20 protein-coding genes are annotated in these 25602 nt (G+C 72.8%); 8 read left to right on the forward strand and 12 right to left on the reverse strand.

Annotation, left to right across the window (positions count from 1 at the left end):
- Positions 1 to 31 precede the first annotated feature (31 nt).
- The 4 genes from tal to BJ976_RS05290 are packed head-to-tail and all read left to right on the forward strand — an operon-like array spanning position 32 to position 5333.
- Positions 32 to 1183 (forward strand): transaldolase, encoded by a 1152-nt coding sequence (gene tal, locus BJ976_RS05275; protein ID WP_135027566.1) that lies wholly within the window; start codon positions 32 to 34, stop codon positions 1181 to 1183.
- Between the two features lie 40 nt (positions 1184 to 1223).
- Complete coding sequence (locus BJ976_RS05280) at positions 1224 to 2843, forward strand: phosphoglucose isomerase-related protein (RefSeq protein WP_135027569.1); 1620 nt, start codon at positions 1224 to 1226, stop codon at positions 2841 to 2843.
- Positions 2833 to 4395 (forward strand): glucose-6-phosphate dehydrogenase, encoded by a 1563-nt coding sequence (gene zwf, locus BJ976_RS05285; protein ID WP_135027572.1) that lies wholly within the window; start codon positions 2833 to 2835, stop codon positions 4393 to 4395. The genes BJ976_RS05280 and zwf overlap by 11 nt, the downstream gene beginning before the upstream one ends.
- Positions 4392 to 5333, forward strand: coding sequence for a glucose-6-phosphate dehydrogenase assembly protein OpcA (locus BJ976_RS05290; protein ID WP_135027575.1), 942 nt, complete (start codon positions 4392 to 4394; stop codon positions 5331 to 5333). The genes zwf and BJ976_RS05290 overlap by 4 nt, the downstream gene beginning before the upstream one ends.
- A gap of 74 nt (positions 5334 to 5407) precedes the next feature.
- Here the strand turns inward: BJ976_RS05290 and secG are convergent, their stop codons facing one another.
- The 11 genes from secG to uvrA form a co-directional block, all read right to left on the reverse strand.
- Positions 5408 to 5659 (reverse strand): preprotein translocase subunit SecG, encoded by a 252-nt coding sequence (secG, locus tag BJ976_RS05295; protein ID WP_135027578.1) that lies wholly within the window; start codon positions 5657 to 5659, stop codon positions 5408 to 5410.
- Positions 5660 to 5716: 57 nt separating this feature from the next.
- The gene (tpiA, locus tag BJ976_RS05300; protein ID WP_135027581.1) at positions 5717 to 6505 is read right to left on the reverse strand and encodes a triose-phosphate isomerase; all 789 of its coding nucleotides are present in this window, start codon (positions 6503 to 6505) and stop codon (positions 5717 to 5719) included.
- A 2-nt stretch (positions 6506 to 6507) separates the two neighbouring features.
- Entirely contained in the window at positions 6508 to 7752 is a 1245-nt protein-coding gene (locus BJ976_RS05305) for a phosphoglycerate kinase (RefSeq protein ID WP_135027583.1), read from the reverse strand.
- Positions 7753 to 7852: 100 nt separating this feature from the next.
- Positions 7853 to 8863: a type I glyceraldehyde-3-phosphate dehydrogenase gene (gap, locus tag BJ976_RS05310; protein ID WP_135027585.1), complete on the reverse strand. Its 1011-nt coding sequence runs from the start codon at positions 8861 to 8863 to the stop codon at positions 7853 to 7855.
- Positions 8864 to 9033: 170 nt separating this feature from the next.
- Positions 9034 to 9660, reverse strand: a complete 627-nt coding sequence (locus tag BJ976_RS05315; RefSeq protein WP_135027588.1) for a superoxide dismutase — start codon at positions 9658 to 9660, stop codon at positions 9034 to 9036.
- 142 nt (positions 9661 to 9802) lie between these two features.
- A complete protein-coding gene (gene whiA, locus BJ976_RS05320; protein ID WP_135027591.1) occupies positions 9803 to 10765 on the reverse strand; it encodes a DNA-binding protein WhiA in 963 nt (320 codons plus the stop codon).
- A 68-nt stretch (positions 10766 to 10833) separates the two neighbouring features.
- Positions 10834 to 11892 carry a gluconeogenesis factor YvcK family protein gene (locus tag BJ976_RS05325; RefSeq protein ID WP_135027594.1) on the reverse strand — a complete coding sequence of 353 codons (1059 nt, stop codon included), beginning with the start codon at positions 11890 to 11892 and terminating at the stop codon, positions 10834 to 10836.
- On the reverse strand, positions 11889 to 12788 hold the full coding sequence (gene rapZ, locus BJ976_RS05330) for an RNase adapter RapZ (RefSeq protein WP_135027597.1): 900 nt from the start codon (positions 12786 to 12788) through the stop codon (positions 11889 to 11891). Before rapZ ends, BJ976_RS05325 begins: the two co-directional genes overlap by 4 nt.
- On the reverse strand, positions 12785 to 14713 hold the full coding sequence (uvrC, locus tag BJ976_RS05335; protein WP_135027600.1) for an excinuclease ABC subunit UvrC: 1929 nt from the start codon (positions 14711 to 14713) through the stop codon (positions 12785 to 12787). The genes rapZ and uvrC overlap by 4 nt, the downstream gene beginning before the upstream one ends.
- Positions 14706 to 15377, reverse strand: a complete 672-nt coding sequence (locus tag BJ976_RS05340) for a lysophospholipid acyltransferase family protein (protein WP_135027603.1) — start codon at positions 15375 to 15377, stop codon at positions 14706 to 14708. The genes uvrC and BJ976_RS05340 overlap by 8 nt, the downstream gene beginning before the upstream one ends.
- A 74-nt stretch (positions 15378 to 15451) precedes the next feature.
- Positions 15452 to 18454, reverse strand: a complete 3003-nt coding sequence (gene uvrA / locus BJ976_RS05345) for an excinuclease ABC subunit UvrA (protein WP_135027605.1) — start codon at positions 18452 to 18454, stop codon at positions 15452 to 15454.
- Positions 18455 to 18549: 95 nt separating this feature from the next.
- On the opposite strand from uvrA, the gene BJ976_RS05350 reads away from it, so the two are divergent.
- The 4 genes from BJ976_RS05350 to BJ976_RS05365 all read left to right on the forward strand — a co-directional run bounded on the left by BJ976_RS05350 (position 18550) and on the right by BJ976_RS05365 (position 24221).
- Entirely contained in the window at positions 18550 to 19230 is a 681-nt protein-coding gene (locus BJ976_RS05350; RefSeq protein ID WP_135027608.1) for an MBL fold metallo-hydrolase, read from the forward strand.
- A gap of 145 nt (positions 19231 to 19375) precedes the next feature.
- Positions 19376 to 20107, forward strand: a complete 732-nt coding sequence (locus BJ976_RS05355) for a TetR/AcrR family transcriptional regulator (RefSeq protein ID WP_135027611.1) — start codon at positions 19376 to 19378, stop codon at positions 20105 to 20107.
- Positions 20108 to 20133: 26 nt separating this feature from the next.
- A complete protein-coding gene (locus BJ976_RS05360; RefSeq protein WP_135027613.1) occupies positions 20134 to 22785 on the forward strand; it encodes a DEAD/DEAH box helicase in 2652 nt (883 codons plus the stop codon).
- Positions 22782 to 24221 carry an alpha/beta fold hydrolase gene (locus tag BJ976_RS05365; protein WP_135027616.1) on the forward strand — a complete coding sequence of 480 codons (1440 nt, stop codon included), beginning with the start codon at positions 22782 to 22784 and terminating at the stop codon, positions 24219 to 24221. Before BJ976_RS05360 ends, BJ976_RS05365 begins: the two co-directional genes overlap by 4 nt.
- A gap of 97 nt (positions 24222 to 24318) precedes the next feature.
- On the opposite strand, the gene BJ976_RS05370 is transcribed toward BJ976_RS05365, so the two are convergent.
- The gene (locus tag BJ976_RS05370) at positions 24319 to 25575 is read right to left on the reverse strand and encodes a TerC family protein (RefSeq protein WP_135027619.1); all 1257 of its coding nucleotides are present in this window, start codon (positions 25573 to 25575) and stop codon (positions 24319 to 24321) included.
- Between the last annotated feature and the right edge of the window lie 27 nt (positions 25576 to 25602).

Here is a 25602-nt window from a genome sequence, read left to right on the forward strand (position 1 = left end):
CGCCCGCACGCCCCAGGAGAGGAACGACCCCATGACCGACCTGCAGCGCACCGCCGACGAGGCCGTGCAGAGTCCGGCCACCACCGCCCTCGCGGAGGCCGGCGTGTCCATCTGGCTGGACGACCTGTCCCGCACCCGCCTGGACGAGGGCAGCCTCGAGAAGCTCCTCACCACGCGGACGGTGACGGGCGTGACCACCAACCCGTCCATCTTCGCCGCCGCCCTGAAGCACGCCGACGCGTACGAGGAGCAGCTGCGCGAACTCGCCGCGGAGGGGGCGGACGTGGACGCCGCGGTCACCGCCCTCACCACCACGGACGTCCGCCGGGCGTGCGACCTGCTGGCGCCGGTGCACGAGGCCACGGACGGACGGGACGGCTACGTGTCCATCGAGGTGGACCCGCGGCTGGCCCGGGACACCGCCGGCACCGTGGCCCAGGCGCGCGAGCTCGCCGACGCCGTGGACCGGCCCAACCTCATGGTGAAGATCCCGGCCACCGTGGAGGGGCTGCCCGCCATCACGGAGGTGCTGGGGGCCGGGATCAACGTCAACGTGACGCTGATCTTCTCCCTGCCCCGGTACCGCGAGGTGGTCAACGCCTGGCTGGCCGGCCTCGAGCAGGCCCGCGCGAACGGTCACGACATCTCCTGCATCCACTCGGTGGCCTCGTTCTTCGTGTCCCGCGTGGACACGGACGTGGACGCGCAGCTGCGGGACCTCGCCGCGGACGGCCACCCGGAGGCGGCGCAGCTCACCGGCCGCGCCGGGCTGGCGAACGCCCGCCTGGCGTACCGCGCGTTCGAGCAGGCTCTCGACTCGGAGCGCTGGCGCCTGCTCGAGGCCGCCGGGGCCCACGTCCAGCGCCCCCTGTGGGCCTCCACCGGGGTCAAGGACCCCGACCTGCCGGACACGCTGTACGTCACCGGCCTGGTGGCCCCCCACACCGTCAACACCATGCCGGAGAAGACCCTCGAGGCGTTCGCCGACCACGGCGAGGTCACCGGGGACACCGTCACCGGCGCCTACGACCGGGCCGACGCCGACCTCGACGCGATCGGCGAGCTGGGGGTCTCCTACCCCGAGCTCGTGGAACGCCTCGAGACGGAGGGCCTGCAGAAGTTCGAGGACGCGTGGGACGAGCTGCTGGCCTCCGTGCGCGCCGGCCTCGACGCCCACCACTGAGACCCCGCCGCACCGCCGCACGCCGCTGAAAGGACCCCAGATGAGCACCCTCGGCCTCATTGCCACCGGAGCCGCCCTCGAGGCGATCGACCGCCACGTCCCCGACCTCGTGGCGCAGCAGTTCGCCTCCCGCCTCGCCGACCAGGACGCCGGCCTGTGGGGTGAGGCCGCCCGGGACGAGGCCGCCCAGCGCCTGGGCTGGATCGACCTCTTCGACGACTCCCGCGCCGTCGCCGAGGACGTCGCGGGCCTCGCAGCACATCTGCGCGAGGAGGGCCTGACCCGCGTGGTGCTCGCGGGCATGGGCGGATCCTCCCTGGCCCCCGAGGTCATCGCGGCCACGGCCGGGCGGCCGCTCGAGGTGCTCGACTCCACCGACCCGGAGCAGGTCGCCGCCGTGCTCGGGCGCGACCTCGAGCGCACGGTGCTCGTGGTCTCCTCCAAGTCCGGCTCCACGGTGGAGACCGACTCGCAGCGCCGGGTGGTGGAGGCCGCGTTCACCGCCGAGGGGATCGACGCCGCCTCCCGGATCGTCGTGGTCACGGACCCGGGCTCCCCGCTGCAGGACGCCTCGATCAAGGCCGGCTACCGCGCGGTGTTCACCGCCGACCCCACCGTGGGCGGGCGCTACTCCGCGCTCACGGCCTTCGGGATCGTCCCGGCCGCCCTCGCGGGCGTGGACGTCGTCGCGCTCCTGGACGAGGCCGAGGAGGTGGTGGACCTGCTCACCGCGGACGAGGAGGACAATCCCGGCCTGCGCCTCGGCGCGGCCATCGGCGGCACCGCGCCGCTGCGGGACAAGCTCGTGGTCCAGGACCTCGGCTCCGGGATCGAGGGCTTCGGGGACTGGGTGGAGCAGCTGATCGCCGAGTCCACCGGCAAGGAGCGCACGGGCCTGCTGCCCGTCGTCGTCCGCGCCGGCGACCCGGAGACCGACTGGGACGCCCCCGACCTGCTGCAGGTGCGCCTCGTGGCGGAGGACGACGAGTCCGTCCCGCCGCCGCACGCCGTCCAGCTCCACGGCTCGCTCGGCGCGCTCATGCTGACCTGGGAGGTCGCCACGGCCGTGGCCGGCCGCCTGCTCCGGATCAACCCGTTCGACCAGCCCGATGTGGAGGCCGCGAAGGCCGCCGCCCGCGACCTGCTGGACTCCCCCGCCCCGGCCGCCGAGGCCGGCGCCGTGGTCCAGGGGGTCGAGGTGTCCGGGGACGATGAGGTCCTCGCCGCCGACGACCTCGCCGGCGTGCTCGCGGCCGTGGGCGCGCAGGTGCCGGAGAACGGCTACCTCGCCGTGCACGCCTACCTGGACCGCCACGCGGACGTGGACCTCGCGGAGATCCGCGCCGACCTGGCCCGCTCCCTCGGCCGTCCCGTGACGTTCGGCTGGGCCCCCCGGTTCCTGCACTCGACCGGCCAGTACCACAAGGGCGGACCCCGCACCGGCGTCTTCCTGCAGGTCACGGGCGAGGCGAGCACCGACGTCGAGGTGCCCGGCCGCCCGTTCTCCCTGGGCCAGCTCATCGCGGCCCAGGCGGCGGGCGACGCCGGCGTGCTGCGCCGCCTCGGCCGTCCGGTGACCACGCTGCGCCTGCGCGACCGCGGCGCCGGCGTGGCCGCACTGCGCACCGCCGCCCGACGGGCCGAGCTCCGTGGCGCCTGAGCCCCGCGGCGCGCGGCGGAACCCGCTGCGCGACCCCCGTGACCGACGGCTGACGCGCATCGCGGGTCCCTCGTCCCTCGTGCTGTTCGGCGTCACGGGCGACCTCGCCCGCAAGAAGCTGCTCCCGGCCATGTACGACCTGGCCCATCGGGGCCTGCTGCCGCCGTCGTTCTCCCTGGTCGGCTTCGGCCGCCGGGACTGGTCGGACGCCGCGTTCGCCGACTATGTGCGGGCGGCCGTGGAGTCCGGCTCGCGCACCCCGTTCGACGAGACCGTCTGGGAGCAGTTCCGCGGCGGACTGCGGTTCGTCTCCGGGGCGTTCGACGACGCCCCCGCCTACGAGCGCCTCGGCGAGGTCCTCGCGGAGCTGGAGACCTCGCGCGGCACCGGCGGCAACACGGCGTTCTACCTGTCCATCCCGCCGGACTGGTTCGAGGACGTCTCACGGCACCTCGCGGACCAGGGCCTGGCGGAGCGGGACCAGCCCGCGGACGGCCCGTGGCGGCGCGTGGTGATCGAGAAGCCCTTCGGCCACGACCTGGCCAGTGCCCGGGAGCTGAACGCCGTGATCGAGCGGGTGTTCCCCTCCGACGCGGTGTTCCGGATCGACCACTACCTCGGCAAGGAGACCGTCCAGAACATCCTCGCGTTCCGGTTCGCCAACCGGATCTTCGAGCCGCTCTGGAACGCCGAGCACGTCGACCACGTGCAGATCACCATGGCCGAGGACATCGGCATCGGCGGCCGCGCGGGCTACTACGACGGCGTGGGCGCGGCCCGCGACGTCATCCAGAACCACCTCCTCCAGCTGCTGGCCCTGACCGCCATGGAGGAGCCGCTGTCCTTCGACGCGGCGCACCTGCGCGCGGAGAAGGAGAAGGTCCTCGAGGCCGTCCGCGTCCCGGACACCCCGGAGGGCCTCGACGCCGCCTCCGCCCGCGGCCAGTACACCGGCGGGTGGCAGGGCGGTGAGGAGGTCACCGGGTTCCTCGACGAGGAGGGCTTCAACCCCGCGTCCACCACGGAGACCTTCGCGGCCCTCAAGGTCGGGATCCAGACCCGCCGCTGGCAGGGCGTGCCGTTCTACCTGCGCGCCGGCAAGCGCCTGGGCCGGCGGGTCACGGAGATCGCGGTGGTGTTCAAGGACCCCCCGCACCTGCTCTTCCCCGTGCATCCGGGGGACGGCTTCGGTGAGAACGTGATCGTCATCCGCGTCCAGCCGGACGAGGGCGTGACCATCCGCTTCGCCTCGAAGGTGCCGGGCACCCAGCAGGAGGTCCGGGACGTCACCATGGACTTCGGCTACGGGCACGCGTTCACCGAGGACTCCCCCGAGGCGTATGAGCGCCTCATCCTCGACGTGCTGCTCGGCGAGCCGCCGCTGTTCCCCCGGCAGGCCGAGGTGGAGCTGTCCTGGCGCATCGTGGACCCGTTCGAGGAGCACTGGGCCGCGCTGCCCGACCAGCCCGAGCCGTACGCGCCGGGCTCCTGGGGTCCGGCCTCCGCCGACGCCCTGATGGCCCGCGACGGCCGGACCTGGAGGCGACCGTGAAGATCCGCATGCACGACACCACCACCTCCCAGGTGGCCAAGCGGCTCACCGCGCTGCGCGAGGCCGGGGGCGTGGCGGCGCTCGGCCGCGTGCTCTCCCTCGTGATCAGCACGGACGACGCCGGCATCGAGCTCGCCCTGCAGGCCGCCAACGCCGCCTCGCTCGAGCATCCCTGCCGCATCGTGGTGCTCGCCCTCGGCGACCCGGACGCCCCGACCCGCCTGGACGCGGAGATCCGCGTGGGCGGCGACGCCGGCGCGTCCGACGTCGTGATCCTCTGGTGCCAGGGCGCCAACGCCCACGCGGGTGAGCCGCTCGTGGCGGCGCTGCTGCTGCCCGACGCCCCGATCGTCGTCTGGTGGCCGGGCGTGCCCCCGCAGGTCCCCGCGGACACCCCGCTGGGCCGTCTGGCGCACCGCCGCATTACGGACTCGGCGACGTGCCCGGATGCCGAGGCCGCGCTGCGCTCACTGGCCGAGGGGCACCGGGACGGGGACACCGACCTGGCGTGGACGCGTCTGACCCTCTGGCGCATCCAGGTGGCCGGCATCCTCGACCACCTGCCGCTGTCCCGGGTCCGCTCCGTCACCGTGGACGGGGCCCCGGACTCCCCCAGCACCATGCTGCTCGCCGCCTGGCTCACCCTGGGCCTTCGGCGGCCGGTGACCATCGCCCACTCGAAGGCCGGCCACGGCATCCGCGCCGTCCGCCTCCGCGGCCCCGAGGGGGACGTCGTGCTCTCCCGTTCCCAGTCCCAGGTGGCCCGCCTCTACCAGCAGGGGCGGCCCGTGCAGCGCATCTCCCTGCCCCGGCGCACGGACCAGGACTGCCTGGCGGAGGAGCTGCGCCGCCTGGACCCGGACGAGGTCTACGGCGAGGTCCTGCGCGTCGGCCTGGCGCGCACCGACCTCGCCGCCGTCGACGCCAGCGACCGCTGACCGTCCACGACGACGCCGGCCCCGCACCCTGTTCGAGGGTGCGGGGCCGGCGTGCTCGCCCGGAGGGCGGGGGCTCAGGAGTCGACGTTGAACCGGGCCAGCAGGCCCAGGGCCACGATGGCGGCGCCCCACAGGAGCGCGGAGGTCACCGTCACGCGGGTCAGCAGGCGCTGGGCCGAGCCGGAGGAGCTCATGGACGTGGTGACGCCGCCGCCGAACATGTCCGAGACGCCGCCGCCGCGGCCCTTGTGCAGCAGCACGAGCAGGATGATCAGCACGCTCAGCAGCACGACCGCGATCTGCAGCAGCAGGGTCAGGATATCCATGGGGCCTTCCCTCGTCGGGTGTGTTCCTCGGGGCGCCGAGCCGGCGACCGGCGGTCCTCAGCGGGCCGCGTCGAACCGGACGATCTTAGCAAACTCGTCCGCGTCGAGGCTGGCGCCGCCCACGAGGGCGCCGTCCACGTCCTCCTGCGCGAGCAGCTCCGGTGCCGAGGACGACTTCACAGAACCGCCGTACAGCAGGCGCATCCCGGACGCGACGTCCGCGCCGTGGGCTCCGGCGAGGTCCTTCCGCAGCACGGCGCACATCTCCTGGGCGTCCTCGGCGCTGGCCACCTCGCCGGTGCCGATCGCCCAGACGGGCTCGTAGGCCACGACGACGCGGGCCGTGTCCTCCGCGGACAGGCCCTCGAGCGATCCCCGCAGCTGCGCCACGGTGTGCTCGACGTGCTTCCCGGCCTGGCGCACGTCGAGGCCCTCGCCGACGCACACCACGGGGGTGAGCCCGTGGCGCAGGGCGGCGGCCGCCTTGCGGGCCACGAGGGCGTCGTCCTCCCCGTGGATCGTGCGGCGCTCCGAGTGGCCCACGATCACGTAGGAGCAGCCCAGGGCGGACAGGAACGCACCGGAGACGTCGCCGGTGTAGGCGCCGGAGTCCTCCGGGCTGAGGTCCTGGGCGCCGTACGCCAGCTCGATCCGGTCGCCCGTGACCAGGGTCTGCACCGCGCGCAGGTCGGTGAAGGGCGGGAACACCGCCACCTCCACGTCCTCCTGCTCGTGGTCCGCGTCCTGGAGCAGCCATGCCAGGCGCTGCACGAGGGTGACGGCCTCGCGGTGGTCCAGGTTCATCTTCCAGTTGCCCGCGATCAGCGGGGTGCGGGCCGCGACCATGCTCAGGCCTCCTGACGGGTCAGGGCGGTGACGCCGGGCAGCTCCTTGCCCTCGAGGTACTCGAGGGAGGCGCCGCCGCCGGTGGAGATGTGGCCGAACTGGGAGTCCTCGAAGCCGAGCGATCGCACGGCCGCCGCGGAGTCGCCGCCGCCGACCACGGACAGACCGCCGTCCGCGGTCGCCTCGGTGAGGGCCTGGGCCACGGCGCGGGTGCCCTCGGCGAACGCGGGGAACTCGAAGACGCCCATGGGACCGTTCCAGAACACGGTCTTCGCGCCGGCGATCCGGGCGGCGAAGTCCTTCGCCGTCTCCGGACCGATGTCCAGGCCGAGCGCCTCCGCGCCGTGGGCGCCGGTGGTGAGCGCGTCCACGGGGAGCACCTCGTGCTCGGCGTCCTTCGCGAATGCGGAGGCCATCACGATGTCGGTGGGCAGCACGATCTCGGCGGCGTCCTTGCCCGAGCGCTCGAGGTAGCCCTTGACCGTGTCCAGCTGGTCCTCCTCGAGCAGGGAGGCGCCGACCTCGTGGCCCTGGGCCTTGAGGAACGTGAAGAGCATGCCGCCGCCGATCAGGAGGGTGTCCGCCTTCTCGAGCAGGTTGTCGATCACGGCGAGCTTGTCCGAGACCTTGGATCCACCGAGGACCACCACGTACGGGCGCTCCGGGGACTCGGTGAGACGGGTGAGGACCTCGAGCTCGGTGGCCACCAGCGGGCCCTGATGGGCCGGCAGCAGGGCGGCGATGTCCGCCACGGAGGCGTGGGCGCGGTGCACGGCGCCGAAGGCGTCGCCCACGTAGGCGCCGTCCGCCCCCGCGAGGTCCGCCATCTCCCGGGCGAGCTCGCCGCGCTCGGCGGCGTCCTTCGAGGTCTCGCGGGCGTCGAAACGGACGTTCTCGAGCAGGAGGACCTGGCCGTCGGCCAGGGCCGCGGCCTTGGCGCGGGCGTCCTCGCCCGTGACGTCGGCAGCCAGCTGGACGTCGGTGCCGAGGACCTCGCCGAGGCGGGCGGCCACGGGGGCCAGGGAGTACTTCGGGTCCGGCTCGCCCTGGGGACGGCCGAGGTGGGCCATGACGACCACGCGGGCGCCGGCGTCGGCCAGCTCCTTGATGGCCGGCGCGGAGGCGCGGATGCGGCCGTCGTCGGTGACGGTCTGCCCGTCCAGCGGGACGTTGAGGTCCGAGCGGATCAGGACGGTGCGTCCGGCGACGCCGGCCTCGAGCAGGTCGGTCAGGGTCTGGGCGGTCATGGGGTGCCTCCTGGTGTCGGTCACGGTCGCTCGTCAGTCTAGGCAGACGGCCCGGGCCGGTGGAGGTCCACCGGCCCGGGCCGTCCGGGTCGCGCGCCGCTCAGAGCTGCGCGGCGATGTGCTTCGTCAGGTCCAGGAGCTGGCAGGTGTAGCCGTACTCGTTGTCATACCAGCCGATGATCTTCACGGTCTGGGCGATGGACTTGGTCAGCGGGGCGTCGAAGGTGCACGCGGCCGGGGAGGTCACGATGTCCGAGGAGACGATCGGGTCCTCGGAGTACACGAGGCGGCCGGCCATGGGGCCGGACTCCGCGGCCTTGCGGAAGGCGGCGTTGACCTCCTCGACCTCCACGTGGCGCGTGAGCTCGACCGTGAGATCCGTGGCGGAACCGGTGATGGTGGGCACGCGCATCGCGAAGCCGTCCAGCTTGCCCTTGAGCTCCGGGATGACCTCGCCGATCGCCTTGGCGGCGCCGGTGGAGGTCGGCACCATGTTCTGCGCGGCGGCGCGGGCGCGGCGGCGGTCCTTCTTGTGCACGTTGTCGTGCAGGTTCTGGTCGCCGGTGTACGCGTGGATCGTCGTCATGATGCCGTTGACGATGCCGAACTCGTCGTTGAGCACCTTGGCCATCGGCGCCAGGCAGTTCGTGGTGCAGGACGCGTTGGACACGATGTGCATCGACGCGGCGTCGTACGTCTCCTCGTTCACGCCCATCACGAAGGTGCCGTCGACCTCCTTGCCGGGGGCGGAGATGACGACCTTCTTGGCGCCCGCGTCCAGATGGGCCTTGGCCTTGGGGCCGGAGGTGAAGATGCCGGTGCAGTCGATCACGATGTCGACGCCGAGCTCACTCCACGGCAGCTGGGCCGGGTCGGTCTCGGAGAACAGGGCGACCTCGCGGCCGTCCACCACGAAGCCCTTGTCCGAGATCTCGAGCTCGCCGGGGTAGCGGCCGAGGATGGTGTCGTACTTGGAGAGCCAGAACAGGTCCTCCTTGTCCGCCAGGTCGTTCACGGCCACGAGCTCGAGGCCCTGGTCCTTGCGGTCCGCGAGCACGCGGAGGATGTTGCGGCCGATGCGGCCGAAGCCGTTGATGGCGATCTTGGTCATGATGCCTCGCTTCCTGGCGCCCGTCGCGGGGCGCGTCCATGGGCTGATGGGATGATCCGATGCATGCCCTCGCACGTCGTCGGACGAGGCCACGGTCGACGCGCGGGGCGCCGATCCGCGAGTCGACCGCCCGATCGGGCGGTCGACCCGCGGAGGGTGAGGGGGCAGGGTCAGGCCGGCAGCACGAGGCCCCGGGCGCCCTGGCGGGCCGCCTCGAAGCGCTGCTGGACGTCCGCCCAGTTCACGATGTTCCACACGGCCTTGACGTAGTCGGCCTTGACGTTCTGGTAGTCCAGGTAGAAGGCGTGCTCCCACATGTCCAGCTGGAACAGCGGGATGGTGGCCACCGGGACGCCGTTCTGCTGGTCGTAGAACTGCTCGATGACGAGGTTGCCGCCGATGGGCTCGTACGCGAGCACGGCCCAGCCGGAGCCCTGGATGCCCAAGGCGGCGGCGGTGAAGTGGGCCTGGAACTTGTCGAACGAGCCGAAGTACTCGTCGATCGCGGCGGCCAGCTCGCCGGTCGGCTTGTCGCCGCCCTCGGGCGAGAGGTTCTTCCAGAAGATGGAGTGGTTCGTGTGACCGCCCAGGTTGAAGGCGAGGTCCTTCGAGAGCTGGTTGACGGCGCCGAAGTCCTCGGCGTCGCGGGCCGCGGCGAGCTTCTCCAGGGCCGTGTTCGCGCCCTTCACGTACGTGGCGTGGTGCTTGGAGTGGTGCAGCTCCATGATGCGCGCGGAGATGTGCGGCTCCAGCGCGGCGTAGTCGTAGTCCAGCTCGGGGAGAGTGAATTCGGTCATGCTTCCTCCTTCAGTCGTCACCGCCGGGCCGCGGTTTGCCGACCGGCGGTGCTGTATGGGGGAACCCCGCACGGATGCGGGGTATTCCTGAACCCATTGTGGACGGCACGGGTCGCCGGGCGCCATGGACGGCGGCCTGCGGTCAGCGGCCGGCGTCCCCGGTGCCGGGGACGCCGAGCTCCGCGGCCCGTCGGTCCGCCGTGGACAGGAGGCGCCGGATGCGTCCGGCGATCGCGTCCTTGGTCATCGGCGGGTCGGCCAGGCGCCCCAGCTCGTCGAGGGAGGCCTGCTTGTTCTCGAGGCGCAGCCGGCCGGCGTAGAGCAGGTGCTCAGGGACGTCCTCCCCCAGGATCTCGAGGGCGCGCTCCACCCGGGCGCCGGCGGCCACCGCGGCCTGCGCGGAGCGGCGCAGGTTGGCGTCGTCGAAGTTGGCCAGGCGGTTGGCGGTGGCGCGGACCTCCTTGCGCTCGCGCCGCTCCTGCCACAGGGCCGCGGTCTGCGTGGCCCCGACGGCGGTGAGCAGAGTGGCGATGGCCTCGCCGTCGCGCACCACCACCCGGTCCGCCTGGCGGACCTCGCGGGCCTTCGCCGCGACGTGCAGGCGTCGGGCGGCCCCCACCAGGGCGAGGGCTGCCTGGGGACCGGGCGTGGTCACCTCCAGGGAGGAGGAGCGCCCGGGCTCGGTCAGGGACCCGTGCGCCAGCAGCGCCCCGCGCCACACCGCGGCCGTGCCCGCCGCACTGCCCTGCACGAGGGCCGGGGGCAGGCCGCGGACAGGGCGGCCACGCTGGTCGAGGAGCCCGGTCTGGCGCGCGAGGTCCTCTCCCCCGGCCACCACGCGGATCACGTACCGCTGACCGCGGCGCAGGTTGCCGCCGGACACCACCACGATCTCCGTGGCGTGGCCGTAGACCTCGGTGATCGCCGCGCGCAGGCGCCGGGCGCTGGCCCCGTGGTCGAGCTCGGCCTCGATCACGACGCGGCCGGACACCAGGTGCAGGCCGCCGGCGAACCGGAGCATCGTGGCCGCCTCGGCGCGCCGCTCGGGCGTGGACGCCGCCGGGACGCGGGCGAGCTCCTCCTTGAGGGTCATGGTCAGCGCCATGTCGGGCTCCTTCGGGGATGGACGACGGGTCGGACCGGGCGCGCGGACGCGCCGGACCGCGACGGACGTCAGGCGGTCATGGCCTCGTCGAGCGCCACGGCCAGGCGCAGGGGGTCGTGGACGAGGGGGTCGGCGGGGCTGCTCACTCTACTGAAGGCCGTCCTGGCCCCCAGGCGCGCCGCCTCGGCGACGACGGCGTCGCGGTCCCGGACGGCGTCCGCGTCCGCCACCACGACGTCGAGGCGCAGCCCGGGCGCGTGCGCGCGCAGGGCCTTGAGGTGGTCGGCGTGCGTCATGCCCGTGGTCTCCTGGGTCCCGGTGTCCGTGTTCAGCACGAAGACCCGCCCCGCGGAGGTGCCCTCGAGGGCCGCGCGGACATCCGGCAGCAGCAGGTGCGGCAGGACGGAGGTGTAGAGGGACCCCGGCCCGATCACCACCCAGTCGGCGCGGGCGATGGCCTCCAGCGCCTCGGGGGCGGCCGCGGCGTCGGCCGGGCTCAGGCGGACGTCCGTGACGCGTCCCTCCCGGGCGGCCAGGGCGAGGGCCACCTGCCCCTGCACGTGTCGGCGCACGAGGGCGCCGCCCTCCGCCTCCGAGAGCACCTCCCCGCCGATGGTCAGCGGGACGCGGGAGACCGGCAGCACCTCGCCGTGGGCGCGCAGCAGGGCGCCGGCCCAGCGGAGGCCGTCCACGGGGTCGCCCAGCAGCTCCCACAGGGCCACGATCAGCAGGTTCCCCAGCGCGTGCCCGTCGAGGGTGGCCTCCTCCGGGGCCACTTCGGTGGAGCGGAACCGGTGCTGCATGGCCTGGGCCCACGTCCGGCCCCAGTCCGTGTCGTCGCACAGCGCGGCCAGCGCCATGCGGAGGTCCCCCGGCGGCAGGACGTCCATCTCGCGACGGATGGTGCCAGAGGACCCGCCGTCGTCGGCCACCGTGACCACGGCGGTCAGGTGGCCCGCGATCAGGCGCAGGGCGGACAGCGAGGCGGACAGGCCGTGGCCACCGCCCAGGGCGGTCACCCGCAGGTCGGCGCGGGCCGCACCCAGGGGACCGCCCGAGGGGCGCGTGGCGGCTGCGGGCGGCAGGGGCAGCTGACCCGTCAGCGGGGTGTGGGACGGGTGGGTCATTCGCGGCCCATGTCCCGGTGCTGGACGTGGACGGTCACCCGGGGGCGCTGGGCGATCCGGCGGGCGAGCTCCTCGGCCACGGCCACGGAGCGGTGCTTGCCGCCCGTGCAGCCCACGGCCAGTGTGGCGTAGTGCTTGTTCTCCCGCCGGTACCCCTCGAACACGGGGTCCAGGGCCGCCAGGTAGGCGGTGAGGAACGCGTCGACCCCGGGCTGGCTCAGCACGTAGTCCGCGACCTGCGCCTCCACGCCGGTGTGCGGGCGCAGGGTCGGCACCCAGTGCGGATTCGGGATGAACCGCATGTCCGCCACGAAGTTGGCGTCCGCGGGGAGCCCGTACTTGAACCCGAAGCTCATGACGTTCAGCCGCAGGGTCACGGGACCGTCCTCGGAGAACAGCTCCGTGACCTCCGTGGCCAGGCCGTGCACGTTCAGCGCACTCGTGTCCACGACGACGTCGGCCGCCTCCTTGAGCTCGGAGACGATCTCCCGCTCGGCCTGGATGCCGTCCAGGAGGCGGGCGTTGCCCTGCAGCGGATGGGGACGCCGGCCGGCCTCGAACCGGCGGACGAGGACGTCGTCGGCCGCCTCGAGGAACAGCGTGCGGTACTCCACGCCCTCGCTCTCGAGCTGGTGCAGGGCCGAGCGCAGCTCGTGGAGGTAGGTGCGGGAGCGCACGTCCACGACGATCGCCAGGCGTGGGAACGCCTCGGGCGAACGGGCCACCAGGTCCGCCAGCGTGATGAACAGCTGCGGCGGCATGTTCTCCACCACGTACCAGCCGTGGTCCTGCAGGGCGTGGGCCGCCGTCGTCCGGCCCGCCCCCGACATGCCGGTGATGACGAGGACTTCGGAGGACGGGGGCTTCTCGGGCTGCAGCTGCAGGTCCAGGCTCATGCCCTCACTGTATCCCCGCCCCCGGACGCCGTCAGGGCCGCATGCACGGTCTGCGCGAGGGTCGGACCGATGCCCGCCACCTCGGTGAGCCGCTCCGGTCCCGCGGCGCGGATCTGCTCCACCGACCCGAAGTGGGTCAGTAGGGCCTGGCGCCGCGCGGGCCCCAGGCCGGGCACGGCGTCCAGGGCGGACGCCGTCATCGCCTTGGTCCTGCGTCCGCGGTGTCCGGCGATCGCGAACCGGTGCGACTCGTCGCGGATGCGCTGGAGCAGGTAGAGGCCCTCGGATGCCCGCGGCAGGACGACCGGGAACTCGTCACCGGGCACCCACACCTCCTCGAGGCGCTTCGCCAGGCCCACGACGGGCAGGTCGTCCAGGCCGAGCTCCTCGAGCACGGCGGCGGCCGCGGCCACCTGGGGCGGGCCGCCGTCGACCACCACGAGGGAGGGGGGATAGGCGAACCGGCGGTCGCCGGCGTCGGCCTCGTCGGCCTCCACCTGACCGGTCACCACGACGCCCTCCTGCCGCTCCTTCGCCATGCGGGCGAAGCGCCGGCGCAGCACGTCCTTCATGGAGGCCGTGTCGTCCCGGGCGGCCTCCCCCGTCACGTTGAACCGGCGGTAGTCCTTCTTCTTCGGCAGGCCGTCCTCCACGACCACCATGGAGCCGACGACGTTGGTGCCCTGGGAGTGCGAGATGTCGTAGCACTCGATCCGCAGCAGCGGGTCGTCGATCCCGAGGGCGTCCTGCAGCTCCCGCAGCGCGGCCGAGCGGGTGGTGAGGTCCCCCGAGCGACGGGTCTTGTGGAGCTTGAGGGCCATCTCGGCGTTCTCCCGGACGGTCTCCATGAGGTCGGCCTTGGCGCCCCGCTGCGGCACCCGCACCTGGACGCGGGCCCCGCGCAGCCCGGAGAGCCACGCGGTGAGCTGCTCGGCCTCGGACGGCTCCACCGGGACCAGGACCTCGTGCGGGATCCGCTCGGTGCCGCCCAGGTCGCCGTACACCTGCTTGAGCAGCTCCTCCACCATGACGTCCTGCCCGACGTCCTCCACGCGCTCCATGACCCACCCGCGCTGGCCCCGGATGCGGCCCTGGCGGACGTGGAACACCTGCACCGCGACCTCGAGCTCGTCCATGTGCAGGGCGAAGACGTCCGCCTCCGTGTTCTCCGGGAGCACGACGGCGTTGCGCTCGAACACCCGTCGCAGGGCCGTGATGTCGTCCCGCAGCCGGGCCGCCTCCTCGAAGCGCAGCTCCTCGACGGCGGCCGCCATGGCGCTCTCGAGCTCCTTGACGAACCGCTCGGCGTCCCCGGCCATGAAGTCGCAGAAGTCCTGGGCCAGGGCGCGGTGCTCCGCCGGGGAGATCCGTCCCACGCACGGCGCCGAGCACTTGCCGATGTAGCCGAGCAGGCAGGGACGGTCCTGGGCGCGGGCGCGCTTGAACACGCTCGCCGAGCACGTGCGCACCGGGAACACCCGCAGCATGAGGTCCACCGTCTCGCGGATGGCCTTGGCGGGGTGGAACGGCCCGAAGTACTTCACCCCGGGCTTGCGGTCCCCGCGCATCACGAGCACGCGGGGGAACTGCTCGTTCATGGTCACGGCCAGGTACGGGTAGGACTTGTCGTCCCGGTACATGATGTTGAACCGGGGCCGGTACTCCTTGATCCACGTGTACTCGAGCTGGAGGGCCTCGAGCTCGGAGCCCACCACGGTCCACTCCACGGCCGAGGCCGTGAAGACCATGGTGCGGGTCTTGGTGGCCAGCTTCGACGGATCCTGGAAGTAGGAGCTCAGCCGGGCCCGCAGGTTCTTCGCCTTGCCCACGTAGACGACCCGGCCGTCCGGGTCGCGGAACCGGTACACGCCGGGGGACGTGGAGATCTCCCCGGGCGCGGGGCGGTACGAGCGCGGGTCAGCCACGGGCGCCCGGGACCGTGTTGTACTCGTCCACCCGCTCCTGGCCGGACAGCGCGGCGATGGCGTCCATGACGTCGGCGGTCGCCTGGCGTCGCTCGGGCAGGCCGTGGCGGCGGCCGGGATGGCAGAACCGCAGCGGCTCCCCCGCCGCGAGGGTGAACCGGTGCGGGCGGAAGCCGCGTCCGCCCGGCGGCTGCAGCCGCTCGGTGCCGCGCAGGCCCACGGGGACCACCGGTGCGCCCGTGGTGAGGGCCAGCCAGCCCACGCCGGTGCGGCCCCGGTAGAGCCGGCCGTCCCGGCTGCGCGTGCCCTCGGGGTAGATGCCGACGCCCTGGCCGTCCTCGAGCAGGGAGACGAGCTCCTCGAGGGCCGCCACCGAGGCCGACTGGTCGCCCCGTTGGACGGGGATGGAGCCCACGGACTCGAAGAACAGCCGCTGCACCTGTCCGGTGAGACCGGGGGCGGTGAAGTACTCCGCCTTCGCGAAGAAGTGCACGGGCCGCGGACACAGGGCCTGCAGGAGGACGGAGTCCAGGAAGGACAGGTGGTTCGAGGCCAGGATGAACGGGCCTGAGGTCGGCACGTTCTCCAGGCCGGTGACGTGGGGCCGGCACGACAGCCGGAACATCCCGGCGAACGCGCGGCGGACGGGCTCGGAGGTCGCCATGGGGTCCTCGCCTGCCTCTCGTGGTGTGGGGGCCGGCGTCGCCGGGCGGGGACGACGCCGGCCGGGTGGGTCGGTCAGCCGAGCAGCTCGGCGAGGAAGCGGCCCGTGTGGCTCTCCGCCACCCGGGCGACGTCCTCGGGAGTGCCCGTGGCCACGATCGTGCCACCTCCCGAGCCGCCCTCGGGTCCGAGGTCGATCACGTGGTCGGCGCACTTCACCACGTCGAGGTTGTGCTCGATGGTGATCACGGTGTTGCCCTTGTCCACGAGCGACTGGAGCACCTGCAGCAGCTTGCGGATGTCCTCGAAGTGCAGGCCCGTGGTGGGCTCGTCCAGCACGTAGACCGTGCGGCCGTTGGAGCGCTTCTGCAGCTCCGCCGCCAGCTTCACGCGCTGGGCCTCGCCGCCGGACAGGGTGGTCGCCGGCTGGCCCAGGCGGACGTAGCCGAGGCCCACGTCCACGAGGGTGCGCAGGTACCGGGAGATCTTCGTGTAGGAGCTGAAGAACTCGGCGGCCTCCTCGATCGGCATGTCGAGGACCTCCGCGATGTTCCTCCCCTTGTACGTCACCTCGAGGGTCTCGCGGTTGTACCGGGCGCCGTGGCAGACCTCGCACGGCACGTACACGTCCGGCAGGAAGTTCATCTCGATCTTGAGCGTGCCGTCTCCCGAGCAGGCCTCGCAGCGGCCGCCCTTGATGTTGAAGGAGAACCGGCCCTGCTGGTAGCCGCGGACCTTCGCCTCCGGGGTCTCGGCGAACAGCTTGCGGATCGAGTCGAACACGCCGGTGTAGGTGGCCGGGTTGGAGCGGGGGGTGCGGCCGATGGGGCTCTGGTCCACGTGCACGACCTTGTCCAGGTGCTCCAGGCCCTCCACCGTCCGGTGCCGGCCCGGCACGAGCTTGGCGCCGTTGAGCCGGTCCGCCAGCACCTTGTAGAGGATCTCGTTGATCAGCGTGGACTTGCCCGAGCCGGACACACCCGTCACCGCCGTGAACACGCCGAGGGGGATGTCCACCGTCACGTTCTTCAGGTTGTTCTCGGTGGCGCCCCGGACGGTGAGCCTCCTGCCCTTCTCCAGCGGGCGGCGCTCGGCGGGCACGTCGATGCTGCGCCGGCCGGCCAGGTAGTCCCCCGTGATGGAGCGGGTGTTCGCCTTGAGCTCCTCGAGGGAGCCGGAGTGGACCACCTCGCCGCCGTGCTCACCGGCCAGCGGTCCGATGTCGACGATCCAGTCGGCCTCGGCGATCGTGTCCTCGTCGTGCTCGACGACGATCAGCGTGTTGCCCAGGTCCCGCAGGCGCAGGAGCGTCTCGATCAGGCGACGGTTGTCCCGCTGGTGCAGCCCGATCGACGGCTCGTCCAGGACGTAGAGGACGCCCACGAGCCCGGCGCCGATCTGGGTGGCCAGGCGGATGCGCTGGGCCTCTCCGCCGGAGAGCGTCCCGGCGTTGCGCTCGAGGTTCAGGTACTCCAGCCCCACGTCCAGCAGGAACGCCAGGCGGGCGCGGATCTCCTTGACCACCTGGTCCGCGATCGCGCGCTCGCGGGGGCTGAGGTCCAGCCCGTCGACGAACTCGAGGGCGTCCCGCATGGGCAGCGCCGTGGCCTCGGCGATGGACAGGCCGCCCACGCGCACGTTCAGCACGGTGGGGTTCAGGCGCGCGCCGTGGCACACCGGGCACGGGATCTCCCGCATGAAGGACTCGTAGCGCTCCCGCGCCGAGTCCGACTCGGTCTCCTCGTGCTTGCGCATCACGTACGGCACCACGCCCTCGAACCCCGTGGTGTAGCGGCGGGTGCGGCCGAAGCGGTTGCGGAACTCCACCTCCACCTTGAAGTCCTTGCCGTGGAGCACGGCCTCCCGGTGCTTCTTGGGGAGGTCCTTCCAGGGGGTCTTCAGCGAGAAACCGGTCTCCTTGGCGAGGCCCCCGAGCACCCGCATCCAGTAGTCCGAGGTGGACTTGCCGAGGGACCACGGGACGATGGCGCCGTCTTCGATGGACAGCTCGTCGTTGGGCACCACGAGGTCCGGGTCCACCTGCAGCCGAGAGCCGATGCCGGTGCACTCGGGGCACGCACCGAACGGGTTGTTGAAGGAGAAGGAGCGCGGCTCGATCTCGTCCACGGTCTGCGCGTGACCGTTGGGGCAGGACAGCTTCTCCGAGAACGTGCGGAAGCGCGGGTTCCCCTCGGCGTCCCGGCCGGCGAACTCGCCGGTGTTCTTCTTCCCGGACTCGTCCTCCACCCGGACGTCCACGAACTCGACCGCCACGAGGCCGTCGGCGAGCTTGAGCGCCGTCTCCACCGAGTCCGTGAGGCGCTGGCGGATGCCCTCCTTCATGGCGAGGCGGTCCACCACGACGGCGATCGTGTGCTTGTTCTGCTTCTTCAGCGCCGGCGGGTCCGAGAGCTGCACGGTCTCCCCGTCCACGAGCGCGCGCGCGTAGCCCTGCGTGGACAGGGAGGAGAACAGGTCCGCGAACTCGCCCTTGCGTCCCCGCACGACGGGGGCCAGGACCTGGAAGCGGGTGCGCTCGGGCAGCTCCTCGAGCTGGTCCACGATCTGCTGCGGCGTCTGGCGGCTGACCACCTCGCCGCACTCCGGGCAGTGCGCCACGCCGACGCGGGCCCACAGCAGGCGCATGTAGTCGTAGATCTCCGTGATGGTGCCGACCGTGGAGCGCGGGTTGCGGTTGGTGGACTTCTGGTCGATCGAGACCGCCGGGGACAGGCCCTCGATGAAGTCCACGTCCGGCTTGTCCACGCGCCCGAGGAACATGCGGGCGTAGGAGGAGAGGGACTCCACGTAGCGGCGCTGACCCTCCGCGAAGATCGTGTCGAACGCCAGGGAGGACTTGCCCGAACCGGACAGTCCGGTGAACACCACCATGGCGTCGCGCGGGAGGGAGACGTCCACGTCCTTCAGGTTGTGCTCGCGGGCGCCCTTGACCACGATCCGCTCGTGCTGGGCCGCGCCGCGGGCTCCGCGGCCCGGGCCCGAGGCGACGCCGTCGGGGCGGGGTGCGGTGGCGTCGTCGCGGGCGGCGGGGACGGTGGAGGCGGTGTTCTTCGGCACCGGGCCAGTCTAGGCGGGCGCCCGGACGCGGTACGGGCCGGACGGCCCCGGATCCGCCCCTGGCGGAGGCGGGCCCCGTCCGTAGACTGTCCCGCATGCCCGCCTCCGCCGAGATCCGTCTCCTCCATGACCTGCCCGCCGTGACCGTGCGCGCCGTCTCCGTGTCCGACATGGACAACAACGCGTATGCGATCACGTCCAAGACCACGGGAGCCCAGGTCCTGATCGACGCGGCGGACGCGCCGGAGACCCTGCGGGACCTGCTGGCCTCGGCGTCGGCGGACACCCCCTGCGAGCCGCACCTGGCCCTGATCGTGACCACCCACCGCCACTGGGACCACGTCCGCGCCCTGCCCGCGCTCGCCTCGGTGACCGGCACCCGCACGGCCGCCGGCGCGGACGACGCCGAGGCGATCGCGGCGGACACGGGGGTCGCCCCGGACGTGACGCTGCACCACGGCGAGACCGTGTCCGTGGACGGGATCGATCTCGAGGTGATCGCCCTGCGCGGCCACACCCCCGGGTCCGTGGCCCTCGCCTACCGTCCCGAGGCGGACGAGCCGGCCGTGCTCTTCACCGGCGACTCCCTCTTCCCGGGCGGCGTGGGCAACACCCAGGGCGACGCCGACCGCTTCGCCCGCCTCATCGACGACGTCGAGCACCGCCTCTTCGCGGCCTTCGACGACGACGTGGTGGTCCACCCCGGTCACGGTGCCTCCACCACGCTCGGTGCCGAGCGGCCCCACCTGGCGGGGTGGCGCGAGCGGGGCTGGTGAGCCCATCCCCCTCGTCGGGGCCTGCGGTGAGGGCCAGATCGTCAACAACGGCGGCCATATCCGCTGTCCGAACACCGTTCGATAGCAACGAACGCCGTTCATCCGTGACCCGTCCGGCGTCCGCATCCCCCGCTAGGGTGGGCCTATGACCGCCACGACCGACCCTCTGGACCCCCGCGACGCGGACGTCCCCGCCCCGCCCGGCGCCGTCCGGGACCTGCACCGGCGCGAGCGGCGCCGCCTGCTCACCGAGGAGGCGATCGTGGCGGCCGCCCTGCGCATCACGGCCGCCCAGGGGGTCGCGGCCGTCACCATGCGGCGCGTGGCCGAGGACCTCGGCGTCGCCGCGTCGAGCCTCTACCCCCACGTCGGCAGCCGCGAGAGGCTCATCGACCTGGCCGTCCGCGAGGTGCTGCGCGGGGTGGGCCCCCTCCCCGACTCGGGCGACTGGCGCGCGGACCTGCGCGGCCACGTCCTCGAGGTGCATGAACGCCTGTCCGCCCACGCCGACCTGGCCCAGCACGCCTTCTTCTCGGCGGTGGCCCCGAGTACCGCCGAGGACCTCGAGGCTCTCGAGCACCTGCTGGCCCGGCTCACCGGGGAGGGACTGGACGCGGATCTGGTGCTCACCGCCTACGACCGCATGATGCTGTGCACCGTGGCGGACGTGCATGAGCAGTGGCAGCGCCGCCACCGGGTGGACGACGCCGAGGTGTCGGCCTGGCTCGTGAGCTTCAGCGCCCATGTGGCCGAGCTGCCCGAGGACCGCTTCCCGCACCTGCGCACCCGCGCCCGCCGGCTCGTCGCCCCCGAGCCGACGGCGCGGTTCCTCGCCGGCATCGACCTCCTCCTGGACGGCCTGGCCGCCCGCTCCTGACCGGCGCCGCGGATACCCTGGGGGCGATGACCTCCTCCGCCCCCGCCTCCGTGCCCACCCCCGCCGCGCCCTCCCTCACCGGACGCCTCGACGCCCTCGGCCGCTCCCCCGACGGCGACGCGGTGTACGAGGCCTTCACCGCCTGGACGGACGCCCGCGGCATCCGCCTCTACCCCGCGCAGGAGGAGGCCGTCCTCGAGCTGGTGGCCGGCAACCACGTGATCCTGGCGACGCCGACCGGCTCGGGCAAGTCCCTCGTGGCCCTCGGCGCCCACGCCGACGCCCTGGCCCACGGGAAGGTCTCCTACTACACGGCCCCCATCAAGGCGCTCGTCTCCGAGAAGTTCTTCGCCCTGGTGGACGTCTTCGGCGCGGAGAACGTCGGCATGGTCACGGGCGACTCCTCGGTCAACGCGGACGCGCCCATCATCTGCTGCACCGCGGAGATCCTGGCGAACCGCGCGCTGCGCGAGGGCTCCGGCATGGAGATCGGCACCGTGGTGATGGACGAGTTCCACTACTACGCGGACCCCGCGCGGGGGTGGGCCTGGCAGCTGCCGCTGCTCGAGCTGCCGCAGGCGCGCTTCCTGCTCATGTCCGCCACCCTCGGGGACACCACCCGCCTCGAGGAGGACCTCGCCGAGCGCACCGGGCGCGAGGTCGCCGTCGTCGCCCACGCCGAGCGGCCCATCCCTCTGACCTTCGAGTGGTCCGAGGTGCCGCTGCAAGAGAAGGTGGAGGAGCTGGTCTCCACGCACCAGGCGCCGGTGTACATCGTGCACTTCTCGCAGCTGGACGCCGTGGAGACGGCGGTGGGCCTGGCCTCCGTGTCCGTCACCACGAAGGAGGAGAAGGAGGCGATCGCCGAGCGGATCGCCGGGTTCCGGTTCTCCGCGGGGTTCGGCAAGACCCTGAACCGGCTCGTCCGCGCCGGGATCGGCGTGCACCACGCCGGCATGCTGCCCAAGTACCGCCGGCTCGTGGAGAAGCTCGCCCAGGAGGGGCTGCTCAAGGTCATCTCCGGCACGGACACGCTCGGCGTGGGCATCAACGTGCCCATCCGCACCGTGCTGATCACTGCCCTGTCCAAGTTCGACGGCGAGCGGACGCGGATCCTGCAGTCCCGCGAGTTCCACCAGATCGCCGGCCGCGCCGGCCGCGCGGGGTTCGACACCTCCGGCACCGTGGTGGTCCAGGCCCCCGAGCACGTGATCGAGAACAGGGCGGCCGAGCGCAGGGCCGCCGCGAAGTTCGCCGGCGTCAAGGACGAGGCCGAGCGGGCCAAGCGCATGAAGCAGTCGGTCAAGGGGACCAAGAGGAAGACGCCACCGCAGGGGTTCGTCTCGTGGGGTCCCGCCACGTTCGAGAAGCTCGTGGCCTCCGAGCCGGAGCCCATGGTGTCCCGCATGCGGATCACCCACTCCATGCTGCTGAACATCCTGGACCGGCCGGGCGACCCCGTCCTCGCCGTCCGCCGCCTGCTGCGCGCCACCCACGAGACCCCTGCCCGCCAGGCCCAGCTGATGCGCCGCGCCCTGGGGATCTTCCGCGAGCTGCTGGCCACGGGCGTCGTCGAAGTGCTGCCCGTGCCCGACGCCGAGGGCCGCACCGTGGACCTCACGGTGGACCTGCAGCCGGACTTCGCGCTCAACCAGCCGCTCTCCCCCTTCGCCCTCGCGGCGCTGGACCTGCTGGACCCCGCCGAGCCGGACCACCACCTGGACGTCGTGTCCGTGATCGAGGCGACCCTCGACCCGCCCCGTCAGGTCCTCTCCGCCCAGGTCAAGAAGGCCAAGGGCGAGGCGGTGGCGGCCATGAAGGCCGAGGGCATGGACTACCAGGACCGCATGCGCGCCCTCGACGAGGTCACCCATCCGCAGCCGCTCGCCGAGCTGCTCGAGCAGCAGTTCGAGCTCTACCGCCAGGACGCCCCGTGGCTGGCCGAGTTCGAGCTCTCCCCCAAGTCCGTGGTCCGGGACATGTTCGAGCGCGCCATGGGCTTCGGCGACTACGTCCAGTTCTACGGCCTGGCCCGCTCCGAGGGCGTCCTGCTGCGCTACCTGACGGACGCGGTCAAGGCGCTGCGCCAGACGGTGCCGCAGGAGGACCGCACCGAGGACCTGCAGGTCCTCCTCGACTGGCTGGACGAGATGGTCAAGCAGACCGACTCCTCCCTGCTCGAGGAGTGGGAGGACCTCGTGGCCGGGGACATCGACGAGCTGCGCCGGGACATGGAGTCCCTCGAGCCCACCCCGCCGCCGCGCCTGACGGACAACGCGGCCGTGTTCCGCGTGATGATCCGCAACGCGATGTTCCAGCGCGTGCGCCTGTTCGGCGACGAGCAGGATGGCCGGCTCGCCGAACTCTCGGGCGACCTCTCCGCGGACGACTGGGCGGACGCCCTGGACGCCTACTTCGACGACCACGAGGACATCGACGACGGCCCCGCCGCGCGCGGGTCCGAGTTCTTCCGCGTGGCGGAGCGCCCCGAGGGACGCTGCCCCGTGGAGCTGGCGGGGACGCGCTGGTGGGCGGTGCGCCAGGTCCTCAAGGACCACGACGGCGACCACGACCACGGCATCAACGCGGTGGTGGACCTGGACGCCTCCGACGAGGCCGGGCACCCCGTGGTCCACGTCCTCTCCGTGGGGGCGCCCGTGCCCGGGTGGGATCTGTGACGGCGGGACACGTCCCCGGCGACCCCCGCGGCTTCACCCCCGTTGGCCCGGCCGAGCACCGGCCGGGGCCGGCGACGGTGCTCGTCGACGGCACGCCCGTGCTCGAGCACCGCTTCCTCGTGCCGATCGACCACGCCCTCACGCTCGAGCAGGCGCGCGTCCAGGACGCGGACGGGACGGGCGTCGGCCCGGGCGGCCGCGGCACCCTGGAGGTCCTGGCCCGCGAGGTCCGGGCCCCCGACGACCCGGACGGCGAGCGGCCGTGGCTGCTCTACCTCCAGGGCGGCCCCGGCTTCGGGGCGCCCCGGCCCGCCCGGCTGGGCGGCTGGCAGCGGGAGCTGGCGAAGGACTTCCGGCTGCTCCTGCTCGACCAGCGCGGCACCGGGGGCTCGACCCCGGCCACCGCCGCCACGCTGGCCGCCCTGCCCGACGACGCCGCCCGCGCGGCGTACCTCACGCACCTGCGCGCGCCGTCGATCGTGCAGGACGCCGAGATGATCCGGCGCGCCCTCGGCGCAGGCCCCTGGACGACCCTCGGCCAGAGCTTCGGCGGATTCTGCACCCTGAGCTACCTCTCGTGGCACCCGGCGGGGCTCGAGCGCTGCCTGATCACCGGCGGACTGGCGCCGCTCACCGGCCACGCGGACCGCGTCTACCGGGCCACGTACGCCCGGATGCGCGCCCGCGCCGAGGAGTTCTTCGCCCGACACCCCGGGGACCGCGCCAGGTGGGCCGAGGTGGTGGGCCTGGCGCGAGCGGCCGAGACCGCCGGCGACCCCGTCCGACTGCCGGACGGCTCTCCCCTCACGGCGGGCCGGGTGCAGCAGCTCGGCATGCTGCTGGGCGGGAACACCCGCGTGGACCAGCTGCACTGGGCCCTCGCGGACGCGGTGGACCGCACCGGGGCGGCGCCGCGGCTGTCGGAGGCGTTCGGGGCCGCCGTTGCCGCCCAGGTGGAGCGGGGCACGAACCCGCTGTACGCCGTGCTGCACGAGGCGATCTACGCCCAGCCCGCAGGGCTGGCGGACGGGCGTCCCGCCACGGACTGGTCGGCCGCCCGCACGCTCGCCCAGCACGTGGACTTCGACCCGGCCCGCTCCCCCGCGCCGCTGCCCACCGGCGAGCACGTCATGCCCTGGTCCTTCGAGACGGAGGCGGCGCTGCGGCCACTCGCGGGCACCGCCCGCCTGCTGGCCGCGAAGGAGGACTGGGGTCCGCTGTACGACCTCGACGTCCTCGCGGCGAACGACGTGCCCGTCGCTGCGGCCGTGTACATGCACGACGTCTACGTGGACCGGGACCTCTCCCTCGAGACCGCGGGACGCGTCCGGAACCTGCAGGTCTGGGAGACCGACGCGTTCCACCACGACGGCCTCGCCGACGACGGCCCGGCGATCGTCCGCCGCCTGCTCGACCTCACCCGCGGCGAGGACTGAGGGCCGCCCGACCCGGCTCCCGGAACCGACGACGAGGCCCCCTCCCGCGCGGGAGGGGGCCTCGTCGTCGTGTCCGGTCCCGGGGTCGGGAGACGGGTCAGACCGTCGGCCCGTCCTGGGCCACAATCTTCTGCGAGACACCGGCGGCGTCCGCGTCGCGCAGGTCCGCCAGGCGCGCCTCGTGGGCCTGGCGGATGATCGCCGACCACCGATCCTTGTGATCGATCAGCTGGTCATGCCACTTGCCGTCCACGCGCTCGGCGCGGCGGATCCACTCGTCCATCAGGGCGGCGGCCTTCTCGCGCTCGGCCGGGGTGGCGGCGTCGTCGAGCTCGGTGTAGCGGTGGGAGTACTTCTCCGCGTTCTGCAGGGCGCGCAGCGCCTGTCCCTTGGGCGAGGCGAGCGAGGCGATCACGGTGAGCACGAGGATGCCGACCACCACGAGGAGGGACAGGGTGGTGGGGATCTCCGTGACGGGGACGGGCTGCCCGTCGTTGATGAAGCCGAGGGTGTTCTCGTGGAGGGCGTGCAGCACCAGCTTGACGCCGATGAACGCGAGGATCGCGGCGAGGCCGTAGGAGAGGTACACGAGGCGGTCCAGCAGGCCGTCGATGAGGAAGAACAGCTGGCGCAGGCCCATGAGGGAGAAGGCGGTGGCCGCAAACACGATGTACGGCTCCTGGGTGACGCCGTAGATCGCCGGGATGGAGTCGAACGCGAAGAGGATGTCCGTCAGGCCGATCGCGATCATCACGAGCAGCATCGGCGTCATGACCTTCTTCCCGTTCTCCACGGTGAAGAGGCGGTCGCCGTCGTAGTGGTCCGAGGCGGGCAGGAACCTCTTCACGAAGCGGACCATGACGTTGTCCGCCTCCTCCTCTGCCTCGTCCGCGTCGCCCATCTCGCTCTTGAGCTGCAGGCCCGCGATCACGATCAGGGCGATGCCGAAGAGGTAGAAGACCCAGGAGAACGCGGAGATGGCCGCCGCGCCGATGAGGATGAACACGGTGCGCGAGATGATCGCGAAGGTGATGCCGAACAGCAGCACCTTCTGCTGGTAGTCCCGCGGCACTCCGAAGCTGGCCATGATCACCAGGAACACGAAGAGGTTGTCGACGCTGAGCGCCTTCTCGAGGATGTAGCCGGTGTAGTACTCGACGGCGTGCTGGGTGTCCCCGAAGAGGAAGAACACGAGGCCGAAGGCCAGGGCCAGTGCGATGTAGATCCCGGACCACACCGCCGCCTCGCGGATGGTGGGGGTGTGCGCCTTGCGCACGTGGGCGAAGTAGTCGAAGGCGAGGAGGCCGACGATCAGCGCGATCGTCAGGCCCCAGGTCAATCCGTTGATCTCCACGCGGGGAGCACCTTTCGGGAGGGGACT

It is taken from the genome of Micrococcus flavus, from assembly GCF_014204815.1.
Taxonomy (GTDB): Bacteria; Actinomycetota; Actinomycetes; order Actinomycetales; family Micrococcaceae; genus Micrococcus; species Micrococcus flavus.

What these genes read in the sequence shown, in the direction of transcription:
- tal (WP_135027566.1), top strand. Translation starts at nt 32, where the DNA reads ATGACCGACCTGCAGCGCACCGCCGACGAGGCCGTGCAGAGTCCGGCC.
- BJ976_RS05280 (WP_135027569.1), top strand. Translation starts at nt 1,224, where the DNA reads ATGAGCACCCTCGGCCTCATTGCCACCGGAGCCGCCCTCGAGGCGATC.
- secG (WP_135027578.1), bottom strand. Translation starts at nt 5,659, where the DNA reads ATGGATATCCTGACCCTGCTGCTGCAGATCGCGGTCGTGCTGCTGAGC.
- tpiA (WP_135027581.1), bottom strand. Translation starts at nt 6,505, where the DNA reads ATGGTCGCGGCCCGCACCCCGCTGATCGCGGGCAACTGGAAGATGAAC.
- BJ976_RS05305 (WP_135027583.1), bottom strand. Translation starts at nt 7,752, where the DNA reads ATGACCGCCCAGACCCTGACCGACCTGCTCGAGGCCGGCGTCGCCGGA.
- gap (WP_135027585.1), bottom strand. Translation starts at nt 8,863, where the DNA reads ATGACCAAGATCGCCATCAACGGCTTCGGCCGCATCGGCCGCAACATC.
- BJ976_RS05315 (WP_135027588.1), bottom strand. Translation starts at nt 9,660, where the DNA reads ATGACCGAATTCACTCTCCCCGAGCTGGACTACGACTACGCCGCGCTG.
- whiA (WP_135027591.1), bottom strand. Translation starts at nt 10,765, where the DNA reads ATGGCGCTGACCATGACCCTCAAGGAGGAGCTCGCCCGCGTCCCGGCG.
- BJ976_RS05325 (WP_135027594.1), bottom strand. Translation starts at nt 11,892, where the DNA reads ATGACCCACCCGTCCCACACCCCGCTGACGGGTCAGCTGCCCCTGCCG.
- rapZ (WP_135027597.1), bottom strand. Translation starts at nt 12,788, where the DNA reads ATGAGCCTGGACCTGCAGCTGCAGCCCGAGAAGCCCCCGTCCTCCGAA.
- BJ976_RS05340 (WP_135027603.1), bottom strand. Translation starts at nt 15,377, where the DNA reads ATGGCGACCTCCGAGCCCGTCCGCCGCGCGTTCGCCGGGATGTTCCGG.
- BJ976_RS05350 (WP_135027608.1), top strand. Translation starts at nt 18,550, where the DNA reads ATGCCCGCCTCCGCCGAGATCCGTCTCCTCCATGACCTGCCCGCCGTG.
- BJ976_RS05355 (WP_135027611.1), top strand. Translation starts at nt 19,376, where the DNA reads ATGACCGCCACGACCGACCCTCTGGACCCCCGCGACGCGGACGTCCCC.
- BJ976_RS05360 (WP_135027613.1), top strand. Translation starts at nt 20,134, where the DNA reads ATGACCTCCTCCGCCCCCGCCTCCGTGCCCACCCCCGCCGCGCCCTCC.